29 protein-coding genes are annotated in these 24,448 nt (G+C 44.7%); 15 read left to right on the top strand and 14 right to left on the bottom strand.

The window, feature by feature from the left end:
* Window positions 1-152 precede the first annotated feature (152 nt).
* The 8 genes from FHS57_RS06895 to plsY form a co-directional block, all read right to left on the bottom strand.
* Window positions 153-854 (bottom strand): membrane or secreted protein, encoded by a 702-nt coding sequence (locus FHS57_RS06895; protein ID WP_183972129.1) that lies wholly within the window; start codon window positions 852-854, stop codon window positions 153-155.
* A gap of 142 nt (window positions 855-996) precedes the next feature.
* On the bottom strand, window positions 997-1,923 hold the full coding sequence (locus tag FHS57_RS06890; protein ID WP_028524107.1) for an AraC family transcriptional regulator: 927 nt from the start codon (window positions 1,921-1,923) through the stop codon (window positions 997-999).
* Between the two features lie 189 nt (window positions 1,924-2,112).
* Entirely contained in the window at window positions 2,113-3,270 is a 1,158-nt protein-coding gene (locus FHS57_RS06885; protein ID WP_183972128.1) for an acyl-CoA dehydrogenase, read from the bottom strand.
* 86 nt (window positions 3,271-3,356) lie between these two features.
* The gene (fabG, locus tag FHS57_RS06880) at window positions 3,357-4,091 is read right to left on the bottom strand and encodes a 3-oxoacyl-[acyl-carrier-protein] reductase (protein WP_122932327.1); all 735 of its coding nucleotides are present in this window, start codon (window positions 4,089-4,091) and stop codon (window positions 3,357-3,359) included.
* Between the two features lie 20 nt (window positions 4,092-4,111).
* Window positions 4,112-4,570 (bottom strand): MaoC family dehydratase, encoded by a 459-nt coding sequence (locus FHS57_RS06875; protein ID WP_183972127.1) that lies wholly within the window; start codon window positions 4,568-4,570, stop codon window positions 4,112-4,114.
* A 6-nt stretch (window positions 4,571-4,576) separates the two neighbouring features.
* Window positions 4,577-6,181: a M28 family peptidase gene (locus FHS57_RS06870; RefSeq protein WP_183972126.1), complete on the bottom strand. Its 1,605-nt coding sequence runs from the start codon at window positions 6,179-6,181 to the stop codon at window positions 4,577-4,579.
* A 30-nt stretch (window positions 6,182-6,211) separates the two neighbouring features.
* Window positions 6,212-6,832: a rhomboid family intramembrane serine protease gene (locus FHS57_RS06865; protein ID WP_183972125.1), complete on the bottom strand. Its 621-nt coding sequence runs from the start codon at window positions 6,830-6,832 to the stop codon at window positions 6,212-6,214.
* 87 nt (window positions 6,833-6,919) lie between these two features.
* The gene (plsY, locus tag FHS57_RS06860) at window positions 6,920-7,564 is read right to left on the bottom strand and encodes a glycerol-3-phosphate 1-O-acyltransferase PlsY (RefSeq protein ID WP_028524113.1); all 645 of its coding nucleotides are present in this window, start codon (window positions 7,562-7,564) and stop codon (window positions 6,920-6,922) included.
* A 133-nt stretch (window positions 7,565-7,697) separates the two neighbouring features.
* On the opposite strand from plsY, the gene FHS57_RS06855 reads away from it, so the two are divergent.
* The 10 genes from FHS57_RS06855 (at window position 7,698) to FHS57_RS06810 (ending at window position 15,967) form a co-directional block, all read left to right on the top strand.
* Window positions 7,698-8,408 carry an SDR family oxidoreductase gene (locus tag FHS57_RS06855; RefSeq protein ID WP_183972124.1) on the top strand — a complete coding sequence of 237 codons (711 nt, stop codon included), beginning with the start codon at window positions 7,698-7,700 and terminating at the stop codon, window positions 8,406-8,408.
* Window positions 8,409-8,496: 88 nt separating this feature from the next.
* Window positions 8,497-9,405: an ROK family protein gene (locus FHS57_RS06850; protein WP_183972123.1), complete on the top strand. Its 909-nt coding sequence runs from the start codon at window positions 8,497-8,499 to the stop codon at window positions 9,403-9,405.
* Between the two features lie 188 nt (window positions 9,406-9,593).
* Window positions 9,594-10,712, top strand: coding sequence for a glycoside hydrolase family 130 protein (locus tag FHS57_RS06845; protein WP_183972122.1), 1,119 nt, complete (start codon window positions 9,594-9,596; stop codon window positions 10,710-10,712).
* Between the two features lie 3 nt (window positions 10,713-10,715).
* Window positions 10,716-11,327: a PH domain-containing protein gene (locus FHS57_RS06840; RefSeq protein WP_183972121.1), complete on the top strand. Its 612-nt coding sequence runs from the start codon at window positions 10,716-10,718 to the stop codon at window positions 11,325-11,327.
* A 292-nt stretch (window positions 11,328-11,619) separates the two neighbouring features.
* A complete protein-coding gene (locus FHS57_RS06835) occupies window positions 11,620-12,309 on the top strand; it encodes a 3-keto-disaccharide hydrolase (RefSeq protein WP_183972120.1) in 690 nt (229 codons plus the stop codon).
* 3 nt (window positions 12,310-12,312) lie between these two features.
* Window positions 12,313-13,194, top strand: coding sequence for a tyrosine-type recombinase/integrase (locus tag FHS57_RS06830; RefSeq protein ID WP_183972119.1), 882 nt, complete (start codon window positions 12,313-12,315; stop codon window positions 13,192-13,194).
* A 12-nt stretch (window positions 13,195-13,206) separates the two neighbouring features.
* Window positions 13,207-14,523, top strand: coding sequence for an Nramp family divalent metal transporter (locus FHS57_RS06825; protein WP_183972118.1), 1,317 nt, complete (start codon window positions 13,207-13,209; stop codon window positions 14,521-14,523).
* Between the two features lie 181 nt (window positions 14,524-14,704).
* Window positions 14,705-15,040 carry a hypothetical protein gene (locus FHS57_RS06820; RefSeq protein WP_183972117.1) on the top strand — a complete coding sequence of 112 codons (336 nt, stop codon included), beginning with the start codon at window positions 14,705-14,707 and terminating at the stop codon, window positions 15,038-15,040.
* A 196-nt stretch (window positions 15,041-15,236) separates the two neighbouring features.
* Window positions 15,237-15,656 carry a hypothetical protein gene (locus FHS57_RS06815; protein ID WP_183972116.1) on the top strand — a complete coding sequence of 140 codons (420 nt, stop codon included), beginning with the start codon at window positions 15,237-15,239 and terminating at the stop codon, window positions 15,654-15,656.
* A gap of 77 nt (window positions 15,657-15,733) precedes the next feature.
* Window positions 15,734-15,967, top strand: a complete 234-nt coding sequence (locus FHS57_RS06810) for a hypothetical protein (protein WP_183972115.1) — start codon at window positions 15,734-15,736, stop codon at window positions 15,965-15,967.
* A gap of 25 nt (window positions 15,968-15,992) precedes the next feature.
* Here the strand turns inward: FHS57_RS06810 and FHS57_RS06805 are convergent, their stop codons facing one another.
* From FHS57_RS06805 to FHS57_RS06795, 3 genes are all read right to left on the bottom strand, one after another.
* Entirely contained in the window at window positions 15,993-16,331 is a 339-nt protein-coding gene (locus FHS57_RS06805; RefSeq protein ID WP_183972114.1) for a type II toxin-antitoxin system RelE/ParE family toxin, read from the bottom strand.
* Entirely contained in the window at window positions 16,324-16,542 is a 219-nt protein-coding gene (locus FHS57_RS06800; RefSeq protein WP_183972113.1) for a hypothetical protein, read from the bottom strand. Before FHS57_RS06800 ends, FHS57_RS06805 begins: the two co-directional genes overlap by 8 nt.
* 82 nt (window positions 16,543-16,624) lie before the next feature.
* A complete protein-coding gene (locus FHS57_RS06795; protein WP_183972265.1) occupies window positions 16,625-17,620 on the bottom strand; it encodes a cation diffusion facilitator family transporter in 996 nt (331 codons plus the stop codon).
* 104 nt (window positions 17,621-17,724) lie between these two features.
* Between FHS57_RS06795 and FHS57_RS06790 the strand changes: the two genes are divergently transcribed.
* The gene (locus tag FHS57_RS06790; protein WP_183972112.1) at window positions 17,725-18,282 is read left to right on the top strand and encodes an NUDIX domain-containing protein; all 558 of its coding nucleotides are present in this window, start codon (window positions 17,725-17,727) and stop codon (window positions 18,280-18,282) included.
* 31 nt (window positions 18,283-18,313) lie between these two features.
* Entirely contained in the window at window positions 18,314-18,940 is a 627-nt protein-coding gene (locus tag FHS57_RS06785; RefSeq protein ID WP_183972111.1) for a LysE family translocator, read from the top strand.
* Between the two features lie 61 nt (window positions 18,941-19,001).
* On the opposite strand, the gene FHS57_RS06780 is transcribed toward FHS57_RS06785, so the two are convergent.
* From FHS57_RS06780 to FHS57_RS06770, 3 genes are read right to left on the bottom strand one after another with little or no spacing between them, the layout of a single operon-like run.
* Window positions 19,002-20,369 (bottom strand): alpha/beta hydrolase family protein, encoded by a 1,368-nt coding sequence (locus FHS57_RS06780; protein ID WP_183972110.1) that lies wholly within the window; start codon window positions 20,367-20,369, stop codon window positions 19,002-19,004.
* Window positions 20,366-21,010 (bottom strand): SdpI family protein, encoded by a 645-nt coding sequence (locus tag FHS57_RS06775; protein ID WP_183972109.1) that lies wholly within the window; start codon window positions 21,008-21,010, stop codon window positions 20,366-20,368. Before FHS57_RS06775 ends, FHS57_RS06780 begins: the two co-directional genes overlap by 4 nt.
* Window positions 21,007-21,264 (bottom strand): autorepressor SdpR family transcription factor, encoded by a 258-nt coding sequence (locus FHS57_RS06770; RefSeq protein WP_028524127.1) that lies wholly within the window; start codon window positions 21,262-21,264, stop codon window positions 21,007-21,009. Before FHS57_RS06770 ends, FHS57_RS06775 begins: the two co-directional genes overlap by 4 nt.
* A gap of 179 nt (window positions 21,265-21,443) precedes the next feature.
* Between FHS57_RS06770 and FHS57_RS06765 the strand changes: the two genes are divergently transcribed.
* The 3 genes from FHS57_RS06765 to FHS57_RS06755 all read left to right on the top strand — a co-directional run bounded on the left by FHS57_RS06765 (window position 21,444) and on the right by FHS57_RS06755 (window position 24,363).
* Window positions 21,444-22,667, top strand: a complete 1,224-nt coding sequence (locus FHS57_RS06765) for an OmpA family protein (RefSeq protein ID WP_183972108.1) — start codon at window positions 21,444-21,446, stop codon at window positions 22,665-22,667.
* 101 nt (window positions 22,668-22,768) lie between these two features.
* Entirely contained in the window at window positions 22,769-23,437 is a 669-nt protein-coding gene (locus tag FHS57_RS06760) for a CBS domain-containing protein (protein ID WP_183972107.1), read from the top strand.
* Between the two features lie 50 nt (window positions 23,438-23,487).
* Window positions 23,488-24,363 carry an NAD kinase gene (locus FHS57_RS06755; protein ID WP_183972106.1) on the top strand — a complete coding sequence of 292 codons (876 nt, stop codon included), beginning with the start codon at window positions 23,488-23,490 and terminating at the stop codon, window positions 24,361-24,363.
* The last annotated feature ends 85 nt before the right edge of the window (window positions 24,364-24,448 follow it).

Genomic DNA, 24,448 nt, shown 5'->3' with positions numbered 1-24,448 from the left:
TTCATTTTATGTTTTTAAAAAGGGCTACTGTCGGAGAGGGGCGGGTTGTGAGCAACCCTTTTCACGAGAGGTCGGGTTGTGAGCAACCCTCCACACGGCATATTTGCCCCTTGCCCTTTGCCCTTTTTGCCTTTTGTTCCTTGCCCCTTGCACTACTGCTCCTTACTCCAGACTTCATAAATTTTAGCTCCTGCACTGCTGAGGCCACTGTGGTGCCAATCTTTGCCGTCTTTGAGTTCGTAATCAAAGGTGAGGGATGCACCTACGCGGCTATTGTCGCGGCTAAAAAATTCAATCGTTTCGGTGTATTTACCATCTTTGATGACATAACTGCCGCCTCCCGTACCCGAAAACTGCTTGGTTTCGGGGTTGATGGCCGCCCATTGAAAACGCGTTCCTGTGAGCATTTTGAGGGTCTTGCGAGGGCCGCGTTGCATGGGAGAAATGTTCCCGTCGTTGCCCATGCGTCCTGTGATGCGGTATAAGGCCGAGGCAGGCGTACTACCGTCGTCCATTTGTTGCCATTCTCCTACGTTTTCAACCGATAATTTTTTTCCCGAAATCGTTATTTTGAAAGTTAAGGTCTTGCCGACTCTGGAGGTATCCGCAGAATTGAACTCACTTTTGTAGGCAATGGTGCCGTTAGTGATTTTGTACGTTCCGCCTTCGGTATAAATAAACTCTTTTTCCTTGTAGCGGGTCATCATCAAGTAGTCGTCCGAGCAAATGAGCGAAGTGATAACTCCATCGTCACCTTTTTGCTGCCAAGTGCCTTTTAATTGAGCAAACGTGGGGGAGCTGAGCAAAAGCCCCATACCTAACATCCAGCAAGAGAAGCGAACTAGTGTTTTCATACGAGTGAAAGGGTTTTTTATTTTGAGCAAAGTTAATCCAAAACCTCCCAGAAACAATAAAGCAACTCTCACGAATGAAAGTTGCTTTATGGGGTAATTCATTTTTTCACTTGTACTGTCAGCGATGAAAACGCTATGGAAATTAGACGTTCATGAGCGATTCGCGGCGGCGCATTTTGCCCGCAGGAATGCCGAACATCATTTTGAAACGACGGCAGAAATAGGCCGTGTCTTTGTAACCAACTTCAGCACCGATGGCACGAATACTTTTTTTCGACGTCCGAAGCAAGTTAACGGCTTCTTCCATGCGTTGGTATTCGATGTAGTCTTGTGGGTTGATTTGGGTCAACATTTTGAAATACTGCCCTACGTAATCTTCCGATACGTTGGCGACGTTGGCCAATACCTTGTTTGATAAATCGCCTCCCAAGTTGTCTTTGATGTAGGCAAAAATATCAATCAAACGAGGGTCTTTGAAGTAGGTACTGTTGGTGACCAATTGCTCCACAAACAGACGGTTTTTCAAAATGTAGCGAATAACTTCAATCGCAAGTTCTTCGGTTTTGATTTTGATGATACGTCCGCGACCAGCTACGTCGTTGAAATCTTCCTGCAAGATTTCACCAATCAACCGACCAAGGTAGGTGTTGTGCTTGATGATAAATGGCGGAATGTCCAATGAGGTAAAGAAGTTGACCGAGTCAAATACTTTGGCGTCAAAAGCCACAAGCCCAAACGAGTGAGGTATTTTACCCACCTGTGACGAATCGCGCAGTGTATCGAAATACAATTCGCGGCGGGTCAAGAACTCTTCGTTGCTTACTACCTTTGGTTGCACATTGTCACCGCTGCTGTAAGTAACAGTGGCGTGCTTTCCACCTGGTATAAAAAGCATGTCCCCAACGTCTATTTTTTCGTTGCCAAAAGACACTTCCCCGTCGTAAAGAATCATCAACGAGTTCTCTACGTCATAAAAGTTTTTAATGGTAATAGTTTGCAACATCCGGATGTGACGAGCCTTGATGAACTTCACTCCCAGCGATTCGATGATTTTATTATAATCTTCCATTTGAAAATGGGTTAAGTGCGTCCCGTTTAAGTAAATGCAAAATTAGCGTTTTTCTGAAAATTTGTACAAAACTAATAATTGTACAAATCTAATACAAGTGTGGAATTTTTTTCAATATAAAAAAAAGTGCGCGAATCTCGCAAGGAAACGCGCACTTTTTTTTTGAAAAAGCCCCTAAAATTGGATTATTCAGGCTTTTTGCAATTCTCGGGCTATCACCAATTTTTGTATTTCTGAGGTACCTTCGTAGATCTGAGTTATTTTTGCATCCCGCATTAATCGCTCTACATGGAATTCTTTCACGTATCCATAACCGCCGTGAATCTGTACGGCTTCGGTGGCAGCCCACATTGCTACTTCCGAAGCAAAGAGCTTGGCCATCGCGGCGGCTTGTACGTAGTCTTTGTGCTCGTCTTTGAGGCGTGCTGCTTTATATACCAATAAGCGTGCTGCTTCGATTTTTGTGGCCATTTCGGCCAATTTAAACTGAATGGCTTGGTGTTCAAAAATAGCTTTGCCGAAGGCTTTGCGCTCGTTGGCGTATTTGAGAGATAGTTCCAACGCACCTGCGGCAATGCCGAGGGCTTGGGCGGCAATCCCGATACGACCACCGTTGAGGGTACTCATGGCAAACTTAAATCCGAAACCATCGTTGCCAATGCGGTTTTCTTTGGGCACTTTCACGTCGGTAAACATCAACGAATGCGTATCCGACGCACGAATTCCCATTTTATCTTCTTTTTTACCCACCACAAATCCGTCCCAGCCTTTTTCGACAATCAGGCAGTTGATGCCTTTGTGTTTGAGTTCGGGGTGAGTTTGGGCCATCACCAAGCATACCGATGAAATATTTCCATTGGTAATCCAGTTTTTGGTGCCGTTGAGCAGGTAATGGTCGCCTTTGTCTTCGCCAGTGGTATGTTGAGAGGTCGCATCCGAACCTGCTTCGGGTTCAGAAAGGCAAAATGCTCCAATGATTTCCCCCGACGCAAGTGGCGTAAGGTATTTTCGTTTTTGCTCTTCGGTACCGTAGGCTTCTAAACCATAGCACACCAATGAGTTATTGACCGATACCATCACCGAAGCCGACGCGTCCACTTTCGACAATTCCTCCATCGCCAGCACGTACGAAACGGTATCCATTCCACCTCCGCCGTATTCGGGCGAAACCATCATGCCCAAAAAGCCCAGCTCACCCATGCGTTTGAGGAGTTTTGGGTCAAATTTTTGTTCGTTGTCGCGTTCGATAATCCCAGGAAGAAGTTCGTTTTGGGCAAAATCGCGTGCCGCCTCCTTAACCGCCAAATGCTCTTCGGTTAAGTTGAAGTTGAGTCCTTCTAATACCATCGTGCTTTACTGTTTGTGAAGTGTAAGAGTTTGTTTTGACTTTGGGTCAAATGTACAATTTTGGAAAATAGTATGCAAGCATACTTTTAAGCAACTCCACCATTTACACTCAGGGTATGGCCATTGACGTAGCCCGCTTCTTCGGAGGCCAAATACAGGTACGCATTGGCAATGTCTTCGGGAAGTCCCATCCGTTTTACAGGGATGCCCGCTACGGTTTGGTTACGGACTTCTTCTGGAATCAAATCGGTCATTTCGGTTTTAATAAACCCTGGAGCTACGGCGTTGGCCGTAATGTTGTATTTACCGAGTTCTTTGGCCCAGGTTTTCACCATTCCGATGATGGCCGATTTGGTGGCTACGTAGTTGGTTTGGCCAAAATTTCCCGTTTGACCCACCACCGACGAAGTACAAATAATGCGACCATATTTTTTCTCTACCATGTACGGAACAATGGTTTTGGTACAATTGAAGACCCCGTTGAGGTTAATGTCAATGACTTGTGCCCATTCTTGGTACGACATTTTGAGCAACGATTTGTCGCGGGTAATGCCTGCGTTGTTGACCAAAATATCAATTTGTCCGTAGCGTTCGTAAATATCGCGGGCGGCGGCTTCGATGGCAGGTACGTCGGTGACGCTGATTTTGGTAAATTCAGCTGAAAATCCTTTGTCGCGGAGTTCTTGGGCGGTTTGTTCGCCCGCGTCGAGCATATCCCAGATAATGACTTTGGCGCCTTCGCGCGTAAAAATTTCGGCAGTGGCTTTCCCGATTCCTCGGGCTCCTCCCGTAATGATGGCAACTTTATCTTGTAAACGCATGGTTAAAAAAGGTTTTAGGGCTATTCAAAGGCTAAACTTATCATCTCGGCCACGCAGGCAGGTTTGGAATGTCCTTCTATTTCAAAGACAAGCGCCATGGTTGACTTTACGCCGTTGGGCTCTTGGTCTTCCACTTCTTTGAGGGTGGCGTGCATTCGTACGCGGCTACCTGTGGGTACGGGCGACGTAAACCGAACTTTGTTGGTACCATAATTGAGCCCCATCTTTGCCGATTTTACTTGGTACAATTCATACATGAACTTGGGCGCTAAGGAAAGCGTCAAAAAACCGTGGGCAATGGTCGTTTTGAACGGGGAGTACTTCGCGGCCATGTCGGTATCTACGTGAATCCATTGGTGGTCGCCAGTGGCTTTGGCAAAATCATTGACCATTTCTTGGGTAATTGTCACCCATTCACTTGTGCCAATTTCTTGACCTACGTGGGCCCGAAATGCGGCGAGGTTTTCAAAAATAAGCATGTGTCTTTAAGGTTTATTGCTATCGACTTTGATACGTTCGTCGCGGTTGGCCAATTCCCACGCAGTGTGAAAAACAAGCTGAACAATTTTTGACTGCTTGTCAAACATAATTTTTTCGACGTCATCGCCAGGGCGGTGGTAGTCTTCGTGAACCCCCGTAAAATAGAAAATAACGGGTACTTTGTTTTTGGCAAAGTTGTAGTGGTCGGAGCGGTAATAAAAACGATTGGGGTCGGTAGGGTTGTTGTAGGTATAGTCTAGTTTGTAGTTGGTGTATTTTTCGTTGGCGGCTTCGCTAATGGCGTGAAGCTCCGACGAAAGTTTGTCAGAACCAATCAAATACACGTATTTCGGGTCATTTTTGTGAGCAACGTCCACGCGGCCAATCATGTCGATATTGAGGTCACAAACGGTATTTGCCAACGGAATGACGGGGTTTGAAGTGTAATATTCGGAGCCCCAAAGTCCTTTTTCTTCGCCCGTTACGGTCATAAACAGAATGCTGCGGCGGGGGCCATTTCCTGCGGCTTTGGCTTTAGAAAACGCCTCGGCCAATTCAAGAATAGACACCGTGCCAGAGCCGTCGTCGTCGGCGCCGTTGTTGATTTGTCCATCCGAAGAAATGCCAATATGGTCTAAATGCGCTGAGATGACGATAACTTCGTCTTTCTTGTCGGTGCCTTCCAAGAACCCAAGCACATTCTCGGTCATTATGATGTTGTCTTTGCGTTCAGCTTTGAGGCGAATGGTTCTTTCGGAAATGGCGTTGACAGGTGGTTTGCCCGTTTTCGTAATTCCCTGCTTGATTTTTGACCATTTTTTTTCTTTGATTCCCAATAAATCAAGCGCCATTTTTTTAGAAACAGTAAAGGTGGCGTAGCTGCTAGGCGTTTCGTTATAAGGCTTCATCGAAAGGCGGTTGAAGCGTTGGCTCATCAACATTCGGCGATTGAGTTCTTTGGTAAAATCGTCGCCCGTTAGTTCCGAAACAATCAAGACGTATTTGGCTCCTTTGCTGCTGGCGAGGTTAGCTTTGCGTTGCCAAGCCATGTTGTCGTTGCTCCATTTGGTGGCTTTATCGTCGCCCGAAAGCAAAAAATTGCCTTTGCTGTCTTTGGGTTCACCTTCCCAAATCAGCACGGCTTTGCCCGTGACGTTTAGGTTGGCGTAATCGTTGTACTTGTCTGACTCGATGCCGTAGCCCGCAAAAACAACGGGGACTTTTTCTTCCGAAAGCACATTAATGATGCCGTTCAGGTAAAAATCATGTTGGAGTTCGTAGCGCTCTTTTTCGGTGGCCAAATACACTTCGCCCCAGCTTTTTTGGTAGAGGGCATAAGGCTGAAAGTACGATTTTGAGCCATCGACGGCGGGAACAATCGGTTGTAGGCCAACGGATTTGAAGAAATTGGCGACGTAATTGGCCGCTTTTTTTTGCCCTGGCGAGCCCGTATCGCGTCCTTCGAGGCTATCGTGCGCAATGACGCGCAAATGGCGTTCGAGGTCTTGGGCCGTAATCGTTTGGGCAAATTGGGTAGAGGCGTCTTGGGAAACTGCCTGCGTAAAGCACAGCGCCAACAGTGGTACTGCTTTAAAAAAAAGTTTGGTCATGGTTTTGGTTTGGATGAATGAAAATATCAATTACCACAATCTCCAAGAGGCGATTTGGCTGATAAAATTAGGAATAGATTCGGGCAGAAGAAAGGCCATAAATACAATGCCGAAAAGCGCACCGTACAAGTGGGCGTCGTGGTTGACACGGCCGCGATTTTGGCGAGATTCATAAAACGAATAAGCCATGTAAATTCCCCCAAAAATGAAGCCCGGTACGCAAATCGCGAAATAGAGACACACTTTTTGGAGCGGAGCCAATAGAATAAACGCAAACAAAAGCGCCGATACGCCACCCGAAGCGCCAAGGGAATTGTAATTACTGTTGTTGCGGTGCTTCAAAAAAGTAGGAATGTCCGACACCACGATTCCTGCCAAAAAGAGAAGGAGGTAATAAATAGTGCCGTTGCTGCCAAAATACCCCCCCAAAAACATCTCCATCGCTTCCCCAAAAAAGTAAAGGCTGAACATGTTGAAAATGAGGTGTCCGACGTCGGCATGAATAAAGCCCGAAGTAAGAAAGCGATAATATTCGTTGTATTTAGAAACACGAACGGGATTAAAAACCCACTTGTCGAGCAACGAAGGGTTTTGCCAAGCGTACCAGCTTAGACCAATAGAAACAAGAATGATGACGATAGTAAGCGACATTACAGCGAGGGTAGTTCAAAAAGGTGTTGAAATTGATACCATTACAACACAAACATAATGGAACTACCGTAAACCGCCAATGTTTCGTTATTTATTGCGACGTCGCCACAGATAGACCCTACTTTCGCTGCCGTTGAAGAGGCGAACGATGTTTTTTTGGTGGGTTAAGACCACAATCGCAAACAAAAGAAACCCAAAAACGATTAAAAGAGTACTGGCTTGTCCAAAGACCCCCAAGACCAACATCATGGGGAAGGCAAAAGCGGCGACAATGCTGCTCAAAGAAACGTAGTTGGAAGCCAATAAGACCAAGACAAATATGGCAATACAGACGGAAGCAACTTGCGGATCAATCGCAAGCACCATTCCCAACGAAGTCGCAACCCCTTTTCCGCCTTTGAAACGCGTGAAAACGGGGTATAAATGGCCCAAAACCGCCATTACACCGAGTAAAAGCTTGAATGTTAGAATTTGGGGGCCGTCGATTACCTCTAAGAAAAAAAGAATGTTGGCGAGCATCGTCGCTGTCCAACCCTTTAAGACGTCAATCAAAAGAACAATGGTCCCTGCGCGTTTCCCCAACACTCGAAATGTATTGGTGGCACCTGCATTTCCACTACCAAATTTCCGAACATCAATCCCAAAATACGCTTCACCGTACCAAATGGCAGAGGGAATAGATCCCAACAGGTAAGCGGTCACAAAGGCCGAACACACGTGCCAGAAATTCATGAAAGAAGTGTAAGTTTTTTAAGTTGAATCAAAATCGTATTTATGAGCTAAATATTGCTTTTTATTCTAAAAAAGCCAACAAAAGTAAAACTTTATCTTAACCTTTGTTTAACGAAAATAACATTTTTTTAAGATGACCCCTATTGTAATTGTCAGTGGAGGAACGAAAGGAATCGGAAAAGCGACCATCGAACGTTTTATGGAAGCTGGATTTGACGTCGCTACTTGTGCGCGCCGTGAAGCCGATTTGGTTCAGCTCCAGCAGGAACTTCAAACGACATTTCCCCAACAACAACTTTTTTATAAAACGACCGATATGGCCATAAAGTCTGAAGTAGAGGCATTTGTGGCATATATTCATAGTTTAGAGCGGCCCATTGCGGTTTTGGTTAACAACACGGGCTTGTTTGCACCTGGGCAAATTCACAACGAACCCGAAGGCACGCTCGAAAGCATGATTGATACCAATTTATACAGTGCGTATTACCTGACGCGTGGGGTGATTGAAAAGATGATTTCGGCCAAAAAAGGGCATATTTTTAATCTCTGTTCTACGGCAAGTATCACCGCCTACACCAACGGCGGGTCGTACTGTATTTCAAAGTTTGCGCTCTACGGCATGACCAAAGTTTTGCGGGAAGAACTCAAGCCGCACGGGCTCAAAGTAACGGCTATTTTGCCAGGGGCTACCCTAACGGCAAGTTGGGAAGGAGTAGAATTGCCCAAAGAACGCTTTATTCAAGCAAGAGACGTGGCTGAATCCATTTGGTCGGCCTATAACCTAACTCCTGGAGCGGTGGTAGAAGAGATTTTGATACGCCCGCAATTAGGAGATATTGGATGATTTTAGGAATTTTGGGTCGAAAATTGGTAACTTGCGCACTTAGTCTCCTTTTTTATTATCATTCACCGATAACGATTTACACGCACTGATGGAACAATACTTGGGTATAGACGTTGGTGGCACCAACGTTAAAATGGGCGTTGTTGACACCGAAACGGGTCGAATTTCTAATTTCTACAGCCACGATACGGCAAGCTGGAGAGAAATGGGACACTTCGAAAAACATTTAGGTGACGCTATTGCGATTCAATTGCACGAATACCCCAACATTAAAAAAGTAGGTATAGGTCTCCCTGGGATGATTAACCGCAAACGTACCGTACCGTTAGAAATTACCGCTATCCCCGAAATTGACAATGTTCCGTTGGTAGATTACCTTTCTGGCCGTTTTGAAGGTGTGCAGTTTTTCCTTGAAAACGATGCAAATGCGGCGGCACTTGGGGAGTTTTATTTTGCCGAAGAAAAAATCGACGAAAATTATATTTTCATCACTCTGGGAACAGGCGTAGGTGGAGCGGCAATCATCAACCGCAAGGTTTTTGTGGGCGGCGATGGCAACGCCATGGAGCCTGGGCACGTTCCGTCGAAAAACGGAAAAGTGTTGGAACGTAACATTGGTAAAAAAGAATTGCTCGACCTTGCCAATGACATGCGTAGCCGCTACACAAGCGAAACCCAATTGCCAGGCGATGGCTCAATTTCAACCACAGGTTTGGTGGCTGCCGCCGCAGAAGGCGACGAGTTGGCACTCAGCATCTGGAACGAAGTAGGCGAAATGCTAGGCGATGGCTTGGTAGCCATGATTCGCATTTTGGACATTAAATTAATCTTGATTGGTGGTGGTTTGTCCGCGTCGTTTGAGTACATCCTCCCAGCCGTTGATCGTCGTCTCAACTACTGGTTGACGCCCTATTATTTGAAAGACCTTACGATTAAGCGTGCTACGTTGGGCAACGATGCGGGCCTTCTGGGCGCGGCGTCTCTTTGCTTCGATTAAGTAAAGTACGTTTTTTATACTTCTTCAAAACCCGTAGAAAAGTCAAAGTGCTGGCTTCTTCTACGGGTTTTTTGTTTTTTAATAGGGTAAAAATGCGAAAGAAAGATGTTTGTGAAAATATCAGGTTGTGAGCAACCTGATGCACAACGGTGAGCAACCTGATGCACGAAAATTCGATACGTAAAACCATGAAACAGCTATTATTCATTTTGAGCTTAACAGGCTCATTGTCATTTGCCCAAAACAATCAACGATGGATGATTGGCCCTTTCCAAAAAGCGGATGCCGCCAATCCCATTTTGGAGGCCAAAGCAGGTACGACTTTTAAATGCCCTGTGCGAAACGAGGTGGTTAACTGGGAAGAAAAGGACGTTTTCAACCCCGCAACGGTCGTACGAAATGGCAAGGTGTATATGGTGTATCGTGCTGAAGATAAAGTGGGTAAATATGCGGGTACGTCGCGTTTGGGGTTGGCCGTTAGTGCCGATGGTATTCACTTTAAACGGATGCCCGAACCTGTCTTTTATCCCGACAACGATTTCATGAAAAAGTACGAATGGGAAGGCGGTTGCGAAGACCCGCGCATTGTCGAAACCGAAGACGGGCGCTATGTAATGACCTATACTTCTTACGATGGTAATTTGGCGCGTTTGTGCGTGGCGTCATCTGCTGATTTAATTCATTGGCAAAAACATGGATTAGCTTTTGGAAATTTTATCAAATCAACCCGCGATTTTTGGTCAAAATCAGGGGCGATTGTGTGTCGAAAAGTAGGAGATAAATTTGTTGCGACCAAAATCAACGGTAGGTATTGGATGTATTGGGGCGACCAAGCGCGGTTGTACGTGGCTACTTCTGACGACTTGCTGAATTGGTACCCCGCCACTCGACCTACTCAAGCCGATTATAAACCGTTGGACGTCTCGGATGTTAATTGCGTGGCCGTGGCCACTACCCGCAATGGCAAGCACGATTCACGTTTGTTGGAGTCGGGGCCGCCTGCATTTTTAACCAAAGACGGGATTGTGTTGATTTACAACGGCATGAATTACAACCAAACGGGAGACGGCAACTTGCCCGAAGGTACCTACGCCGCAGGACAGTTTTTGTTTGACCCCGAAAACCCAACGCAGTTAAAAGACCGTTCGGAAAACTATTTTTTAAAACCCGACAAACCGTATGAAATTACGGGTCAAATCAACCAAGTATGTTTTGTTGAAGGGTTGGCATCGTTTAAAGGAAAATGGTTTTTATATTACGGCACGGCCGACTCAAAAATCGGGGTGGCTGTAAGCAAACAAAAATAAGCTATGTTCGTTTTCTGGATTTTTGCCTTCATTTTTGGGCTATTCGGCTGGTTGGTGTATGGCAGTAAAAAACTCATTGAAGGAGTAGAAAAAGAGTATGAGTTAGTGGAGCAAGTACAAACCTACGACATCTCGGATAAACAATATTGGCGAAGTTTTGATACGATTATGGGTGTTTTTTTTATTTTCATGGGGTTATTGTTCATCTGGATGTTTCTGAGCAACCTCCCACGTAACAATAGTGCTTTAATAGTAATGGTAGGGAGCTTTGTACTATTGCTGTTTTTTGGCTTAGCGGTGTTACTTATTTACCCGAATTACCGTTATCGGATATTGACTAAAAACCGCCCCGTGACCTTCGACCCCATCCATAAAATGATGGGAGTAAGGGAAACAGATGGAGAGCGTATTTTCTCGGTAAATGAAATTGAAAAAATAATTATTCATGCGCCAGGCGGGCGTATTGATGTTAGGTATTGGGAAATGAAATTGAAAAGTGGTGAAACGCTTTTGTTCGACCCCCGTTTTTGGATGGGAATGGTCACCGAAAAGTTCTTTGAAGGAGTTCCCCAAGAAAGCAAAACGTATTGGATTCCGTGGTTTCGTCATGAGTAAAAGAACTAACTTGAGATGGCGCGAGGTTGTGCCTCGTGCCGATGATAGGAAGGCTTCTAGCCTTTCGTGTTATTGAGGCTGGAAGCCTTACCATAGTGAGCACGAGCGTGGACGCTCGCGCAATCGGTGAAAGAAAAACGTATTGGATTCCGTGGTTTCGTCATTGGGAAGTATAGGAGTCAGCAAAAGATTTACGTTATTTACTATTTCTTACAGGTTAAACGCATTTTTTTTAAAACAGCCTCGAAGAGGCGAAACATTTGTAGAAAATTAAAACCAATTTATACAAAAGATGAAAAAGAGTCGTATTGTATTATTCCTCTCGCTCCTGATTGTTGGGGGTACTGCGCAGGCGACGAAGCCAGGCCCTTGGAAAAATTTGTTTGATGGAAAAACAACCAAAGGGTGGCATACCTACGGGAAACAAGGAGTGACGGGCTGGATGGTCATGGACGGTTCGTTGATGACCCACGGAAAATCGGGTGATTTGGTCACCGATGAAGAATTTGAAAGTTTTGAGCTAGAGTTTGAGTTTAAAATTCCAGCGAAGATGAACAGCGGTGTGATGTACAAAGTCATTGAAGACCCCAAACATCCACCTTATTACTCAGGGCCTGAGTTTCAAGTGATTGACGATGAAGGGTATCCGCCATTTAACGACAATGGTAAAATGGTGAAAATCAACGATAAACAAAAAACAGGCGCGAATTACGACATGCAAGCCCCAAGTAAGTGGGTAGCAAAACCTGCGGGTCAGTGGAATAAAGCTAAAATTGTGATCGACGGCAATCACATCGAACACTGGGTCAATGGCGTAAAAGTGGTTGAATACGAGTACGGTGGCGATGCGTGGAAGGCGCAGTTGGCCAAAAGTAAATTTACGAAATGGGCCTACGCGACTCCGCACGCCAAAGGTAAAATCGCGCTCCAAGACCACGGGGATGAGGTTTGGTACAAAAATATGCGCATTAGAAAACTCTAAAAAATGATAGAAACCTTCTTACAACACCTGACCTTCGAAAAACGCTTGAGCCAGCATACCCTCACCGCGTATGCCAAAGACTTGGAGCAGTTTAAGGAGTTTTTGGAAAAAACCTACCAACTGCAAGACTTGGCCAAGGCCGATTTTCGAATGATTAGAGGGTGGGCAGTAAGCATGGTGGAAGCCGAATTACACCACCGCAGCGTGAACCGAAAATTGGCCACGCTGCGGTCGTTTTATGGGTATTTGTTGCGTTGTAAAGCCATCACGATTAATCCGATGCTGCGGGTGTCGTCGCTCAAAACCGACAAACCATTGCCGCAGTTTGTGGAAGAAAAAAGCCTACAATTGCTTTTTGACGAAATTACGTTTCCGCTCGATTTTGAAGGCACGCGCGACCGTTTGGTGTTGGAGTTGTTGTACGGCACAGGAATGCGTTTGGCCGAGTTGATTACCCTCCGCGACGGCGACGTCAATGCCTATGACCAAACGTTGCGGGTCTTTGGAAAACGGAGCAAAGAGCGCGTGGTGCCAATTTATAAAGGCTTGGTCGAGATGATTAAGCAATACCAACAATGTAGAAACGAGCAGTTTCCGAATCCTCCAGATCAAAGCCTGATTTTGACCAACAAAGGCGAACCCGCCTATCCCGTGCTGATTCAGCGCATTGTGAAAAAATACTTGTCGGCGGTGACATCACTCCAAAAACGTAGCCCTCACATACTTCGGCACACCTTTGCGACGCATTTGCTCAACAACGGTGCCGACCTTAATTCGATTAAAGATTTGCTGGGACACAGTAGCTTGGCGGCGACGCAGGTTTATACCCACAATTCAATTGAAAAACTCAAAAAAATCTACAAACAAGCCCATCCCAAGGCATAAATCTTCATTGCTATGCTTGCGCCTCCCCAAACCCTCTTTCAACGTTTTCGTTACCTTGGCCCTGGTTTTATTCTTTCGGCAGCCATTGTGGGGTCGGGCGAGCTGATTGCGACGACGGCGTTGGGAGCCAAAGCGGGTTTTGTGACTTTTTGGGTGGTGTTGGTGAGTTGTTTGGTCAAAGTAACCTTGCAATTGGAGTTTGGAAAAAATGCGATTTACACGGGTGTGCCTACCATGCAGTCACTCAACCGCCTCGATGGTAAAAAGTGGGGAAAGGCGCATTGGAGTATTTGGCTGTGGTTGTCGCTGCAAGGCTTAAAACTGCTACAAGTCGGTGGGATTGTGGGCGGCGTTGCCATTGTACTTAACATGACATTCCCGTTTTTGGGAACAAACCTTTGGGCAGCAATTGCAGCGCTCGTTACGGCTGTGTTGGTCTATCGTGGTTTTTACAAACCCGTCGAGCAAGGGTCGTTGATTATGATTATTCTGTTTACCGTTACGGTGCTCATTTCCCTTATTTTGTTGCAATTTACCCCTTACGCCATTAGCTGGGAGCAACTTAGCAGCGGTTTGTCTTTCTCACTTCCGCCTGCGGTGACAGGCGTGGCGATTGGCGCTTTTGGAATCACGGGCGTAGGCGGCGACGAAATCATGTTTTACAACTATTGGTGCATCGAAAAAGGCTACGCGGCCTACGCAGGCCCCAACGACGGTAGCCCCGAATGGGCCGACCGAGCCAAAGGTTGGATAAAAGTGATGTACTTGGATGCCGTGTGTTCGATGATTGTTTATACCCTCGTAACGGCGGCTTTTTATTTGTTGGGAGCGGCATTGTTGCACCAACACGGCGAAGTGCCCGAAGGCTATGCCATGATCGAAACCCTTTCAAAACTGTTTACCCAAACGCTGGGCGAATGGGCCAAAGTGATTTTTTTGATTGGTGCTTTCTTTGTGCTTTACTCTACCCTTTTTACCGCGACGGCCAGTTGGTCACGGATTTTTGGCGATGCATTTGGGCAACTCGGCTGGGTCAAATTCGACGACGAAGCCTCGCGCAAACGCGTGATAGGAATGCTTTCGTGGGCTTTTCCTATCATTTGGTGCGTGCTTTTTTTGGTTATTCAGATGCCCGTTACGATGATTCTTTTGGGCGGAATTGCAACTTCTATTTTGCTGCTTTTGGTACTTTGGGTAGCGTTGGTGTTTCGCTACCGAGAATTGCCCGCATCCCTTTCACCCACACCTACCTACAACTTCTTCTTCTGGTTAAGCGTCGTGTCGATTTTAATGGTGAGTATGTACGGAGTTTGGCAAGTGGTAAAGTAAGTTATCAAATAACTATTTAAAGTTACTTTATAGCACATTTTCAATGTCCTGAATGAGGTTTGGTTTTTGTACTGCCCGCTTTATTGTTGGTGAAAAAACTTAAATAGGTACAATTTTTTATATAAACCCATATCTAATAGGAGAAAATGTTAGAATTGTTGCCAATAATTCCATCTAAAAAATGAAAGCAATAGAGCGAATGGTGAAAGAATCATCAATGCTTAATGAGAATCAAAAATCATTGATAACGAGTGTTAAAGAGGTTGGGGAAATTGATATAGTTTCTGTAAAATCCTTGCAAGAAATTTACTCAAAGCGCCTTTTACTTTTAAAAGAGGTTTTGAATAAAGACTATTATAAACAATCTAAAATTCAATATTTTTTGAATTGTTTAGAGAAATGTGAAGGTAATAATATTAAATATTGTGCCTTTTATTCTTCCAATAGAAGAATAGGTATATTTTTTGACTTCAACTTGACAGAAGTATTTTTTGTTACGGATGGTGTAATTAGTTAGTGCCAGATCCACCCTTGGGGCGACTACGAATTGTTATACGTCTTTGATTATGCACTTTGGCACAGAAATATCCGTGAAAGATGGGTAGCCAAATTTTGTGAAATTCACTAGGTTACCAAATTTGGCTTAGATTGCGGCAGACTTCCAAGAGGGCAAGATTTGTCTGGCCCTTTTACAATCCCTAAATAAAATAGGTATGAGGATTAGCTTAAATTTTTCAACAGTCGAATGGGCTTCTTTACCAGATGAAGTTCGGAGTGAAATAAATCAATATATGATATCTGCTATGAATATCTTTGATCATTTCCTTGAACTTAAAAATGTAAAAGTGAGGAGGCTCAAGGTATTTTCTCTATCATTAATACCACCAAAGGAGTTTGACAACATTTTCCAGTTTGGTGATTTTCGATCTTCCTGTCAATGTAATGTAACTTTTGACTTGTTCAATTATTTTAAACAAGAACCAAGCGAGGGTGAAAGGATAAAGAAACTATTGACCATTGTTAGAGATAGTTTTGTCAAGATATGTATTCATAATCAACTGGATTATTCAAGTTTTGATTTGGCCTATAAGTTAGCAATAGAAGAAGTAGAGAAATTTAAAGAGATTGATTAGACCCAGATAGATAGCTTTTCTCTTCTAACACTGATTCTACAATCCACTGGTACCAATGTTCTGGTCAAGCTACCCTATTGCCAGGCTTTGAAGCCACCGCAAAAGATGCGTTCTTAGCTAAAATTGGCTCGGTTAATATTTACCAATGGCAGTACGTCTTAACCGACCACTTAGGAAATCAACACGCCTTATTCGCCAACAGAAATGGCGATGGCTTGCTTCAACAAAGCACCGATGAAAACTCAAACGAAGTATTGGCTTTGCGTAATTACTCTGCTTTTGGCCTAGAACTGAGTGGTAGAAATTGGTAAGATAGTAGCCCCAAGAAATGGTTTTCTATTTATCGCCCAAAGCTTTGTGAATTAGGATTTTAATATCGTTGTCGCTAATTTTTTCTTGTTCGGATTTATCGTAGATAGAGAGTAGGTACAGCTCGGTATCGTCCGAAATGTAGTAGGTTATTACCCTTGCTCCACCGCTTTTTCCTTTGTTTTTAGAAGTAATAGCTAGTCGTATTTTGTAGGCGTTATTGCCCAAAGAGGTACCGAGTGTAGGATTTTCTTGGAGTTTGGCTATTAAACCCTGCATATCGGCATCGAGAGAGCGATATTTTTTAGACAGTTGTTTATACTCACGCCTAAACTCTGGAGTAAATGTTATCAATAACTCATTCATTCGTTTCGGCGTTCCGATCAAAGAGCTCAGCAATAGCAGGTTTAGGCAATTTGCCCGCCCTCATGTCTTGCATCTGTTTAAGGCTACGATCTAAACTTTCCAAAACAGGCGAATGTTCTGTCTTTTGCTTCACCTTTACAAAGTCAAACTTTTCAAGCAATTCCAATAAAAATGGGGCTTCTGTATCTCGTACTTGAATCAGTAAATCCATTATTGTAATATTTTAATGAGTTAAATGTAAGGCTTATATATCAATATTCAAAAATACATTTTTCCTCTAGTTGGCCTTGTAGTCAATCGGCTTCTACGAAGTGCTTTTGATTTTTCGACAAGTTGTGGATGCTCCAATCAATGTCCTTTTTGAAAGCTTTGCTTCGCACGGGGCAGCCTTCGAGACGGCAGTACTTGCAGCAGTCGGGGAGGCAAGGGTCGGCATGGATAAAAAGCTCCACGTTGCCAACGTAATTGGCTTCGAGTGCATCTTCAAATTCATGAACGGCTTGGTGGACTTGTTGCAAATCCCAATAATAAGGGAGCGTCAAATGGCAGTCGATGTGGAGGTCTGAGCCGTACTTTTGAATCCGCATGTTGTGCACATCCACCCAATAGTCTTGTTTGTGGTTGCGTAAAATATCAACAGCATGTTCAAACAACTCGGGGTCGGTTTCGTCCATCAAAGCTCCCACCGAGGTACGAATAAGTTTAAAACCGTTGTAAAAAATCACTAATGACAACACCAACGATGCTGCGCTGTCAATCCACTGAATTTTGGTAAGCATCAACAAGCTCAATCCGACCAAAATCAAAACGCTGCTCAAGCTGTCGGTAACAAGGTGTTTGCCGTCGGCAATGAGGGCTTCCGAGCGAGTCGTTTTTCCTACTTTTTGTAAATAATAACCCAACGCTCCGTTGATGACAACGGTCAACAGAATAAGAAAAACGCCCCAGTCGAGGTGTTCAACGGGCTGAGGATGAAGTAGATGCTGAACAGCCTCGACGGCAATCCAGACCCCAGCTATGATGATAAGTGCTCCTTCAAAACCTGACGAAAAAAACTCAATTTTGCCGTGTCCATACGGGTGGTCATGGTCTTTGGGTTGCGAAGAAAGGTAAATGCTATAGAACGCAAAGGCACTAGCAATGACGTTAATGATGGATTCGAGAGCGTCGCTAAGAATGGCGTTGGAATGGGTCAAATAGAACGCGGCGAACTTGATACTCATCAAGATTATGCTCAACACAAGGGAGACGATAATCCAGCGAAATTTAGATTTTTGGCTAACTTGCACGACTTTTTTAAAAGTAATTGGCCGCAAAGGTACGAGTTTAGGGGGAAACAATTGCCCTGTACAACACTTATTCGACCATTAAAACTTGTCAATCGACCAAACGTATGTCTTTACCGAACGAAACAATAAACCCGTGGAAAACCCTTAAAAGTGAAGTGGTTTACGATAATAAATGGATTCAAGTACGGCACGAAGATGTCATAAATCCCAGCGGTGGTGAAGGGATTTATGGGGTAGTCCATTATAAAAATAAAGCCATTGGCGTGATTCCTATCGACAGCGAAGGCTACACGTACTTGGTCGGTCAGTATCGCTATCCGTTGGACGAATACTCGTGGGAAATTCCCGAAGGCGGTGGCCCGATGGACGAAGACCCGATTGAAGGCGCCAAACGAGAATTGTTGGAAGAAACGGGGCTGATTGCGGCCAAATGGACAAAAATTGCGCGCGTTCACCTTTCCAATTCGGTGGGTGACGAAGAGGGCTTTTTGTACATCGCCGAAGACCTTACCCAAGCCCAAGCCGAGCCAGAAGATACCGAACAACTGCACGTTCGGAAAATAGCATTGTCGGAGGCCATTGAAATGGTGATGCGCTCCGAAATTACGGATTCACTCAGTGTCATGGGCTTATTAAAAATAGCCCGACTGCGAGGGATTTAGAAAGTAGATATTCAACAACAACTAAAAACGAATGCTTATTGCTGCACTTTACGGCCTCATTACGGGGGTTTTACTCTGTCTTACTTTTGGAACTGTCTTTTTTTCATTGATTCAAACCAGCGTTGAGCGCGGCTACCGAAGCGGAATTCAAATCGTTTTGGGCGTGGTGGCGAGCGATGCTTTTTTTTGCTTTACAGCTATTTTCGGAACGTCATTTTTGCCCCAAATTGAACACTTTGACAAATGGGTAGGGGCCATTGGAATTATTTTTTTGGTGGTTTTGGGGGTTAAAAACTTCTTTCGCGTCCCGACCATTGCGTCGGAAGATAAAGAAGACGAACCTCGAAGTAAGCGTTCGATGGTAAAATTGTTTTTAAAAGGCGTGGCTCTCAATGCCCTCAACCCCGTCAATTTTATGTCGTGGGCGGCCATTGCTACGTACCTTCGCACCAAAGGCCGTTATGATTTGGCCGAAATGATTATTTTCTTCAGTATGAGCCTCGTAGGGGTGTTTGGTACTCAGACTGCTTTGGCCGTTTATGCCCAGCGCCTTCGCCAGTTTATCACAGTTAAGCGCATGAAGTACGTCAACGTCATTACGGGCGTGGTATTTTTGGGCGTAGCGGGAAAACTCCTTTGGGAGCAGTTTTTGAAATAAAATTACACCTTCCCGAAAGTTCTTTACCTTCCCGAAAGTTCAAAACTTTGGGGAAGGTGTTTTATCGCTTCTTCACCCAATTAGTCACCAACTCAAGGGCTTCTACGGAGAATGTTTCCTCCAAAAGACCGTATTCGGCGGAGGTACACTTAGTACATTTTTGGAACAAATGGTTCAGGCCAGGCAGTTCAACCGTCTCAAATTGTTTATTGCCAGCAGCCGTCAAACCGCTTTTAAAACCCTCTAAATTGGGTTGAGAAGCCACCTGAACGTCCTTACTGCCGTTGAGGGCAAGGACAGGAATCGTGATTTTTGACAAAACAGGCTGCGGGTCATATTTGATAAAATACCGATACCAAGAGGAGTTCATGGCTTCGATTTGTTTCAGAAAACCCTTACGACCTTGTTCCGTTCGGTAGCCAAGTTGCCCCAACACGCTTTCGGGTTGGGTTTTTACCCATTGGTCAAAGGTAGCTTGAAGGCTATCTTTGATGTCGCCTTCCAGAGGTAACCTAGCGACCGTTGAGTAGATGACTTCGTTGAGGCTACGCACTTGATTTCGGTAGGTTTCATTGCTACCCATTTGTTTCAAAATATCGTCGCTCTGGCGGAGAAGTAATTCTTTTCCACTCATCCCCAAACCCGCCAAGGAGACAATAAACGCCACGTCTTTTGATTGTACCGCTGCAAGAGGTGCAATGACACCGCCTTCGCTGTGGCCGATTAAGCCTATTTTTTTTGGGTTAACTTCTTTTCGCGTTTTGAGGTAACGAATGGCATTTAAAACATCTTGGGCGTAGTCGGCCGACGTTCCTATCGAACCCGTCGTTTCACCTACCCCTCGGTCGTCAACGCGCAACACGGCGATGCCTTGTCGGGTTAAGTGGTCGGCGATGACCCAGAACGCTTTGTGCCCAAAAAGGCTTTCATCTCGGTCTTGCTGACCAGAACCTGAAATAAGCACCACTGTTTTGAACGGGCCTTTCCCTTCGGGCAAAGTGAGTGTTCCGCCAAAAGTAATCGAACCCTCATTGTTCGTAAATTTGACCTTTTCATCGCGGTAGGGAAAAGGCGCTTTAGGCATTTGGGGACGTTTAAAAAACGATAATTCTGCCACCCGTTTTAGGCGCAACGGGGTAGGAAAACCATTTTGTTTCCACTGACCTTCAAACGACAAAGAATCTATTTTACCACTGAGCAAAACGTTGACACTTTTTAGCTCACCTCGCAAACTATCTCCCTGAAATACAGTGTTTTTTAAGGGTTGCTCAAACATTCCCTGCTCAGGAATAAAAACCTGGGCGGTTTGGGAAGTAGTAGTTATTTTGAGCCCAAATTTGAGCGTTGAGATTGTACCCTCGTACCACGTTTGCGAAAAACTCGTGTGTCCAATTCCTAAGCACAAGAGTACTTTTATCCACTTTTTCATTTTTTTTCTTGTTGATATACACGGTATGAATATGCCACAATCCAGATTGTTGAGCCAAAAATTAACCCTAGCGTCCAAAAAAGTTTCCACAATTCGGGCAGCCAGATGACGACAAACGCTCCTAATAACCCCATTCCAAAGTACAATTTGGCGGCCAATTGGTGAGTTTTACGCCACACAGTTTCGCTTTCGAGTGTCCACGGAGTACGGAAGCCTACAAAATAATTGGACTTGATGTTGTTGAAGTAGTTCCCAATCCCCGCAAACAGTAAAAATACCCCGACCAGCAAAATCGTCGTAAAGTTCTCGCCTGCCATTTCCGAGAGAGAGGCGCGAATAACCAAGCAATGCACCAACGCTAGAAAGGTCACAATCAGCAGCACTAACTTGGGATAATGTTCTGATAAACTAGCTTTGTTGAGACGAGGATCAAGCTGTGGAACGTACCGCAACAAAAAATATACGCCAATGGAAACGGCGCTTAATATGGTAAGCGTCCATTTGGGGCCGTAGGCATCGGGTTTACCACTTGGACCAAAGTGCGTTGGGACGATGTCGGGAAGTTGGTTCCACACCAAAAACAGATAAACAAGGGGAAGCACAATAGCGACCCAGGCGAGGTATTCTAAGGTCTTTTTCATTGGTTTTTAAGGGTGAAAATCCAGGATAATAATTCGTCTAAAACGGTAGTATTGAGGGTGTAATAGATAAACTGACCTCGTTTGTCGGCACTGACAAGTTCGGCTTGCTTGAGCAAATCTAAGTGGTGAGAAATGCTCGGTTTGGTCATGTCAAACCGTTCGGCAATTTCTCCCGCAGTAAGGTCGCCTTCCCGCAAGATTTCTAAAATTTGCCGTCGAGTGGGGTCGTTAAGGGCACGGAAAAGGGTGTTCATGGTTGATTAAATAATTAGACAATTATCTAAATACTTTTTCATTTAAAAATATACATTGGTAGAAATGGTCAAAAAGTGGAGTTGAATGGCGGAGAATTAACGATTTTTAACAAACAAATAGCACTAATCTTTTTTCAGAGACGTTATTCGGGCGAGTAAAAAGAATCTTTGCTAAGACCATGAAACGACTACGCTACTCCTTTTTATTATTTTTATGGGTTTCATTTGGGGCGATGGCTCAGAAAATTACCACGTTAAGCCCCTACGTTGAAGAACAATCGCAGCCAGATGTGGCACTTACTAAAGTGGAGCTGACCGATGACTACACGATATTGCATTTTAGGTTTGAGTCTGCGCAACGTAATCCCACCCTTCGCGATTTTTTTGGCGAGCGCCAAGGAAATTTAGATAGAAACTATATTGAGGTTGACCCTAAAAGCCGTTTGTACGAACCTAAAAATACAACAAAAAAATACAGATTTATCAAGGCAGTAGGGATTCCTGTAGCCCCAGAAACCCGCACGGTTTACCCTGGCGATGTGGTGAAATTTTCGGTTTACTACGAAAGACTCGACCCGGGCATCGAGGTATTTGATATGTTTGAGGGAAAAGATTACGGAACAAAGCGGTATTGGAATTACTTTGGCGTACACATTCGTAACCCAAGGAGAGTGCCGCCCAAACCCAAGCCTGAACCTAAAAAAGAAGAACCGCCCGTTATTGCCAATACACCCACACCTGTGCCGCCAATTGAGAGCAAACCAGAAGCTCCCGTAGCCAAAGTGGTGACATTGCGGGGAACGGTGATAGATGCTAAAACGAAAAAACCGATTGCCGCAAAAATAAGCTACGTCGTACCGAGTGAAGACAATGGACTGGACTCGATGCAGTTGTCTGCGTCGTCGGGGAAATTTAAAATTAGCTTGGATGCGGGCAACAAATACGCATACGTGGCCGCAGCGAAAGGGTATTTTCCTGTTAGTGGTGCGTTTGATTTGACAAATGCAAAGGCTGGAGAGGAAGTCGCCAATGAAATTACCCTAAATCCCGTAGCGGTGGGAGAAAGCATTACGCTCAACAATATTTATTTTGATACGGGTAAGTATGATTTGTTACCTGCTTCATCGTCTGAGCTTGACCGCCTTGTTCAACTCATGCGCGAAAATACCAACATGGAAATTCGAGTGGAAGGGCATACCGACAATCTGGGTGATTTTGATAAAAATGTAGAATTGTCGCAAAACCGCGCCAACGCCGTGAAAAAGTATTTGGTAGCCAAAGGAATTGACTCCGCGCGGGTGGGAGCAAAAGGCTTGGGTTCTACCCGCCCTGTTTCCAAAGGAACATCCGAAGCAGAGCGCCGTCGCAACCGTAGGGTTGAGTTCATCGTAGAGAAACTTTAAGCTACTATTGGTGCTCATTGGTACTGTTTGTAATAAATTCACACAATATTTTTGGAAACTTTAAATAACTTTTCTAAGTTTTCCAAAAAATACACATCAACATGCTCGCTGAAGAACTTATTAACTCTACGACGCCCGTTTTACGACCGTACGATTCGGTGGGGCAGGCGGTTGACTTAATGGACGAGTATGGCCTACGTCAGTTGGCCTTGGTGGAAGAGGAAGAATATAAAGGACTGCTCAGTGAGGACACGTTGTTGAGTTTACCTGACGACGAAAAGCAGCTTTCGGACTTAAACCTTCCGCCCAACCCAGTTCATGCAACATCATTTCAACACATTTTTGAAGTAATGGGAATTGCTAACCATTACCAATTAGATACGGTTCCCGTACTGGACGAAGACAATTTGTACGCAGGTACGATTTTGGTAAGCGATATGATTTCTAAGTTTGCCAACTTGCTTGGAGTTCAAGAAAAAGGGGCGGTGGTCGTGCTTAAAATGGCCAACCGAGATTATTCATTGACCGAAATTAGCCGATTGGTCGAATCCAATAGCACAAAAATTATTAGCAGCTTTTTTTCGGGAGCTGAATACGGCGCGCTTGATGAAGCCACGCTGACTTTGAAGCTAAATCGTACAGAAGTGTCGGCCGTAGTAGCCACCCTAGAACGCTTCGGCTACATGGTAGAGAACGTCTTTGGCAATGCACCCGTGGAAAACCCTGACCGTCATCGCCTTGATTTATTGTTACGGTATTTAGAAACCTAATCGTAGAAAGTTCTACCTTTGCGTCCTTACTTATTTGAGAAGCGATACCCATGAAAATCGCCATTCACGGACGTATTTTTACCACAGAAACGCAGCCTCACGTACAGGCTTTATTTGATATACTTCAGCAAAAAGGGGTAGATTTCTCAATTTCTGCGTCCTTTTATACGCATCTTCTTCAAGCAGGAGTAGAGCCACATACGCCCAAAACGTACCCCCATCCGCACGGGGCACCCGATGCTGATTTTATTTTTAGCATAGGTGGCGATGGTACGTTGTTGGAGTCGGTCATGCAGTCGCGTTCGCGCCAAATATCCATTTTGGGGATAAATACGGGGCGTCTAGGCTTTTTGGCGACCGTTTCCCCTGAGTGTATTCCTACCCAATTAGCAGCGCTTTTTGAAGGAAATTACCAGATTGAAGAGCGGGCATTGGTTAGTGTAAATTCGGACAACGATTTATTTGAAGATTATAACTTTGCCCTGAACGATTTTACCATCACGAAAACCGATACTTCGTCGATGATTACCATTCATGCGTACTTAGACGGGGAGTTTTTAAATTCGTATTGGGCTGATGGACTTATCGTTTCTACTCCTACAGGCTCGACTGGTTATTCATTGAGCTGCGGAGGGCCTGTTGTATTACCAACCAACGACGTTTTTGTCATCACTCCTATTAGTCCGCATAACCTGAACGTTCGCCCCATGATTATTCCCGATGGAAGTCAGTTGACTTTTCGGGTAGAAAGCCGTAGTAATAATTTCCTTGTTTCGCTTGACTCGCGGTTTCGGATTGTGGATTCTACCATTGCGTTGACCGTAAAAAAAGCGGTTTTTAAAGCGCGACTTGTCAAGTTTAAACAAGATAATTTTGTACAAACCCTACGTACAAAACTACATTGGGGGTTAGACGCCCGCAATTAATCTTAGGCGCGATTTTTGCGGGGATATTCAATAAAAAGATTCATTTTTGCGTTGAACACAAAGTCACGCATCAATCCAGTAAAGC

It is taken from the genome of Runella defluvii, from assembly GCF_014195535.1.
GTDB lineage: Bacteria > Bacteroidota > Bacteroidia > Cytophagales > Spirosomataceae > Runella > Runella defluvii.
The sequence above is the reverse complement of the archived record's forward strand: the minus strand, read 5'-3'. Positions and strand labels throughout refer to the sequence as shown.

Coding starts and splice junctions, on each gene's coding strand:
- FHS57_RS06815 (WP_183972116.1), top strand. CDS start 15,237: ATGAGGATTAGCTTAAATTTTTCAACAGTCGAATGGGCTTCTTTACCA.
- FHS57_RS06875 (WP_183972127.1), bottom strand. CDS start 4,570: ATGCTTATTTTTGAAAACCTCGCCGCATTTCGGGCCCACGTAGGTCAA.
- FHS57_RS06780 (WP_183972110.1), bottom strand. CDS start 20,369: ATGAAAAAGTGGATAAAAGTACTCTTGTGCTTAGGAATTGGACACACG.
- FHS57_RS06820 (WP_183972117.1), top strand. CDS start 14,705: ATGAAAGCAATAGAGCGAATGGTGAAAGAATCATCAATGCTTAATGAG.
- FHS57_RS06885 (WP_183972128.1), bottom strand. CDS start 3,270: ATGGTATTAGAAGGACTCAACTTCAACTTAACCGAAGAGCATTTGGCG.
- FHS57_RS06785 (WP_183972111.1), top strand. CDS start 18,314: ATGCTTATTGCTGCACTTTACGGCCTCATTACGGGGGTTTTACTCTGT.
- fabG (WP_122932327.1), bottom strand. CDS start 4,091: ATGCGTTTACAAGATAAAGTTGCCATCATTACGGGAGGAGCCCGAGGA.
- FHS57_RS06760 (WP_183972107.1), top strand. CDS start 22,769: ATGCTCGCTGAAGAACTTATTAACTCTACGACGCCCGTTTTACGACCG.
- FHS57_RS06830 (WP_183972119.1), top strand. CDS start 12,313: ATGATAGAAACCTTCTTACAACACCTGACCTTCGAAAAACGCTTGAGC.
- FHS57_RS06840 (WP_183972121.1), top strand. CDS start 10,716: ATGTTCGTTTTCTGGATTTTTGCCTTCATTTTTGGGCTATTCGGCTGG.
- FHS57_RS06870 (WP_183972126.1), bottom strand. CDS start 6,181: ATGACCAAACTTTTTTTTAAAGCAGTACCACTGTTGGCGCTGTGCTTT.
- FHS57_RS06790 (WP_183972112.1), top strand. CDS start 17,725: ATGTCTTTACCGAACGAAACAATAAACCCGTGGAAAACCCTTAAAAGT.
- FHS57_RS06755 (WP_183972106.1), top strand. CDS start 23,488: ATGAAAATCGCCATTCACGGACGTATTTTTACCACAGAAACGCAGCCT.
- FHS57_RS06805 (WP_183972114.1), bottom strand. CDS start 16,331: ATGAATGAGTTATTGATAACATTTACTCCAGAGTTTAGGCGTGAGTAT.
- FHS57_RS06850 (WP_183972123.1), top strand. CDS start 8,497: ATGGAACAATACTTGGGTATAGACGTTGGTGGCACCAACGTTAAAATG.
- plsY (WP_028524113.1), bottom strand. CDS start 7,564: ATGAATTTCTGGCACGTGTGTTCGGCCTTTGTGACCGCTTACCTGTTG.
- FHS57_RS06825 (WP_183972118.1), top strand. CDS start 13,207: ATGCTTGCGCCTCCCCAAACCCTCTTTCAACGTTTTCGTTACCTTGGC.
- FHS57_RS06765 (WP_183972108.1), top strand. CDS start 21,444: ATGAAACGACTACGCTACTCCTTTTTATTATTTTTATGGGTTTCATTT.
- FHS57_RS06890 (WP_028524107.1), bottom strand. CDS start 1,923: ATGGAAGATTATAATAAAATCATCGAATCGCTGGGAGTGAAGTTCATC.
- FHS57_RS06770 (WP_028524127.1), bottom strand. CDS start 21,264: ATGAACACCCTTTTCCGTGCCCTTAACGACCCCACTCGACGGCAAATT.
- FHS57_RS06845 (WP_183972122.1), top strand. CDS start 9,594: ATGAAACAGCTATTATTCATTTTGAGCTTAACAGGCTCATTGTCATTT.
- FHS57_RS06800 (WP_183972113.1), bottom strand. CDS start 16,542: ATGGATTTACTGATTCAAGTACGAGATACAGAAGCCCCATTTTTATTG.
- FHS57_RS06855 (WP_183972124.1), top strand. CDS start 7,698: ATGACCCCTATTGTAATTGTCAGTGGAGGAACGAAAGGAATCGGAAAA.
- FHS57_RS06865 (WP_183972125.1), bottom strand. CDS start 6,832: ATGTCGCTTACTATCGTCATCATTCTTGTTTCTATTGGTCTAAGCTGG.
- FHS57_RS06895 (WP_183972129.1), bottom strand. CDS start 854: ATGAAAACACTAGTTCGCTTCTCTTGCTGGATGTTAGGTATGGGGCTT.
- FHS57_RS06775 (WP_183972109.1), bottom strand. CDS start 21,010: ATGAAAAAGACCTTAGAATACCTCGCCTGGGTCGCTATTGTGCTTCCC.
- FHS57_RS06835 (WP_183972120.1), top strand. CDS start 11,620: ATGAAAAAGAGTCGTATTGTATTATTCCTCTCGCTCCTGATTGTTGGG.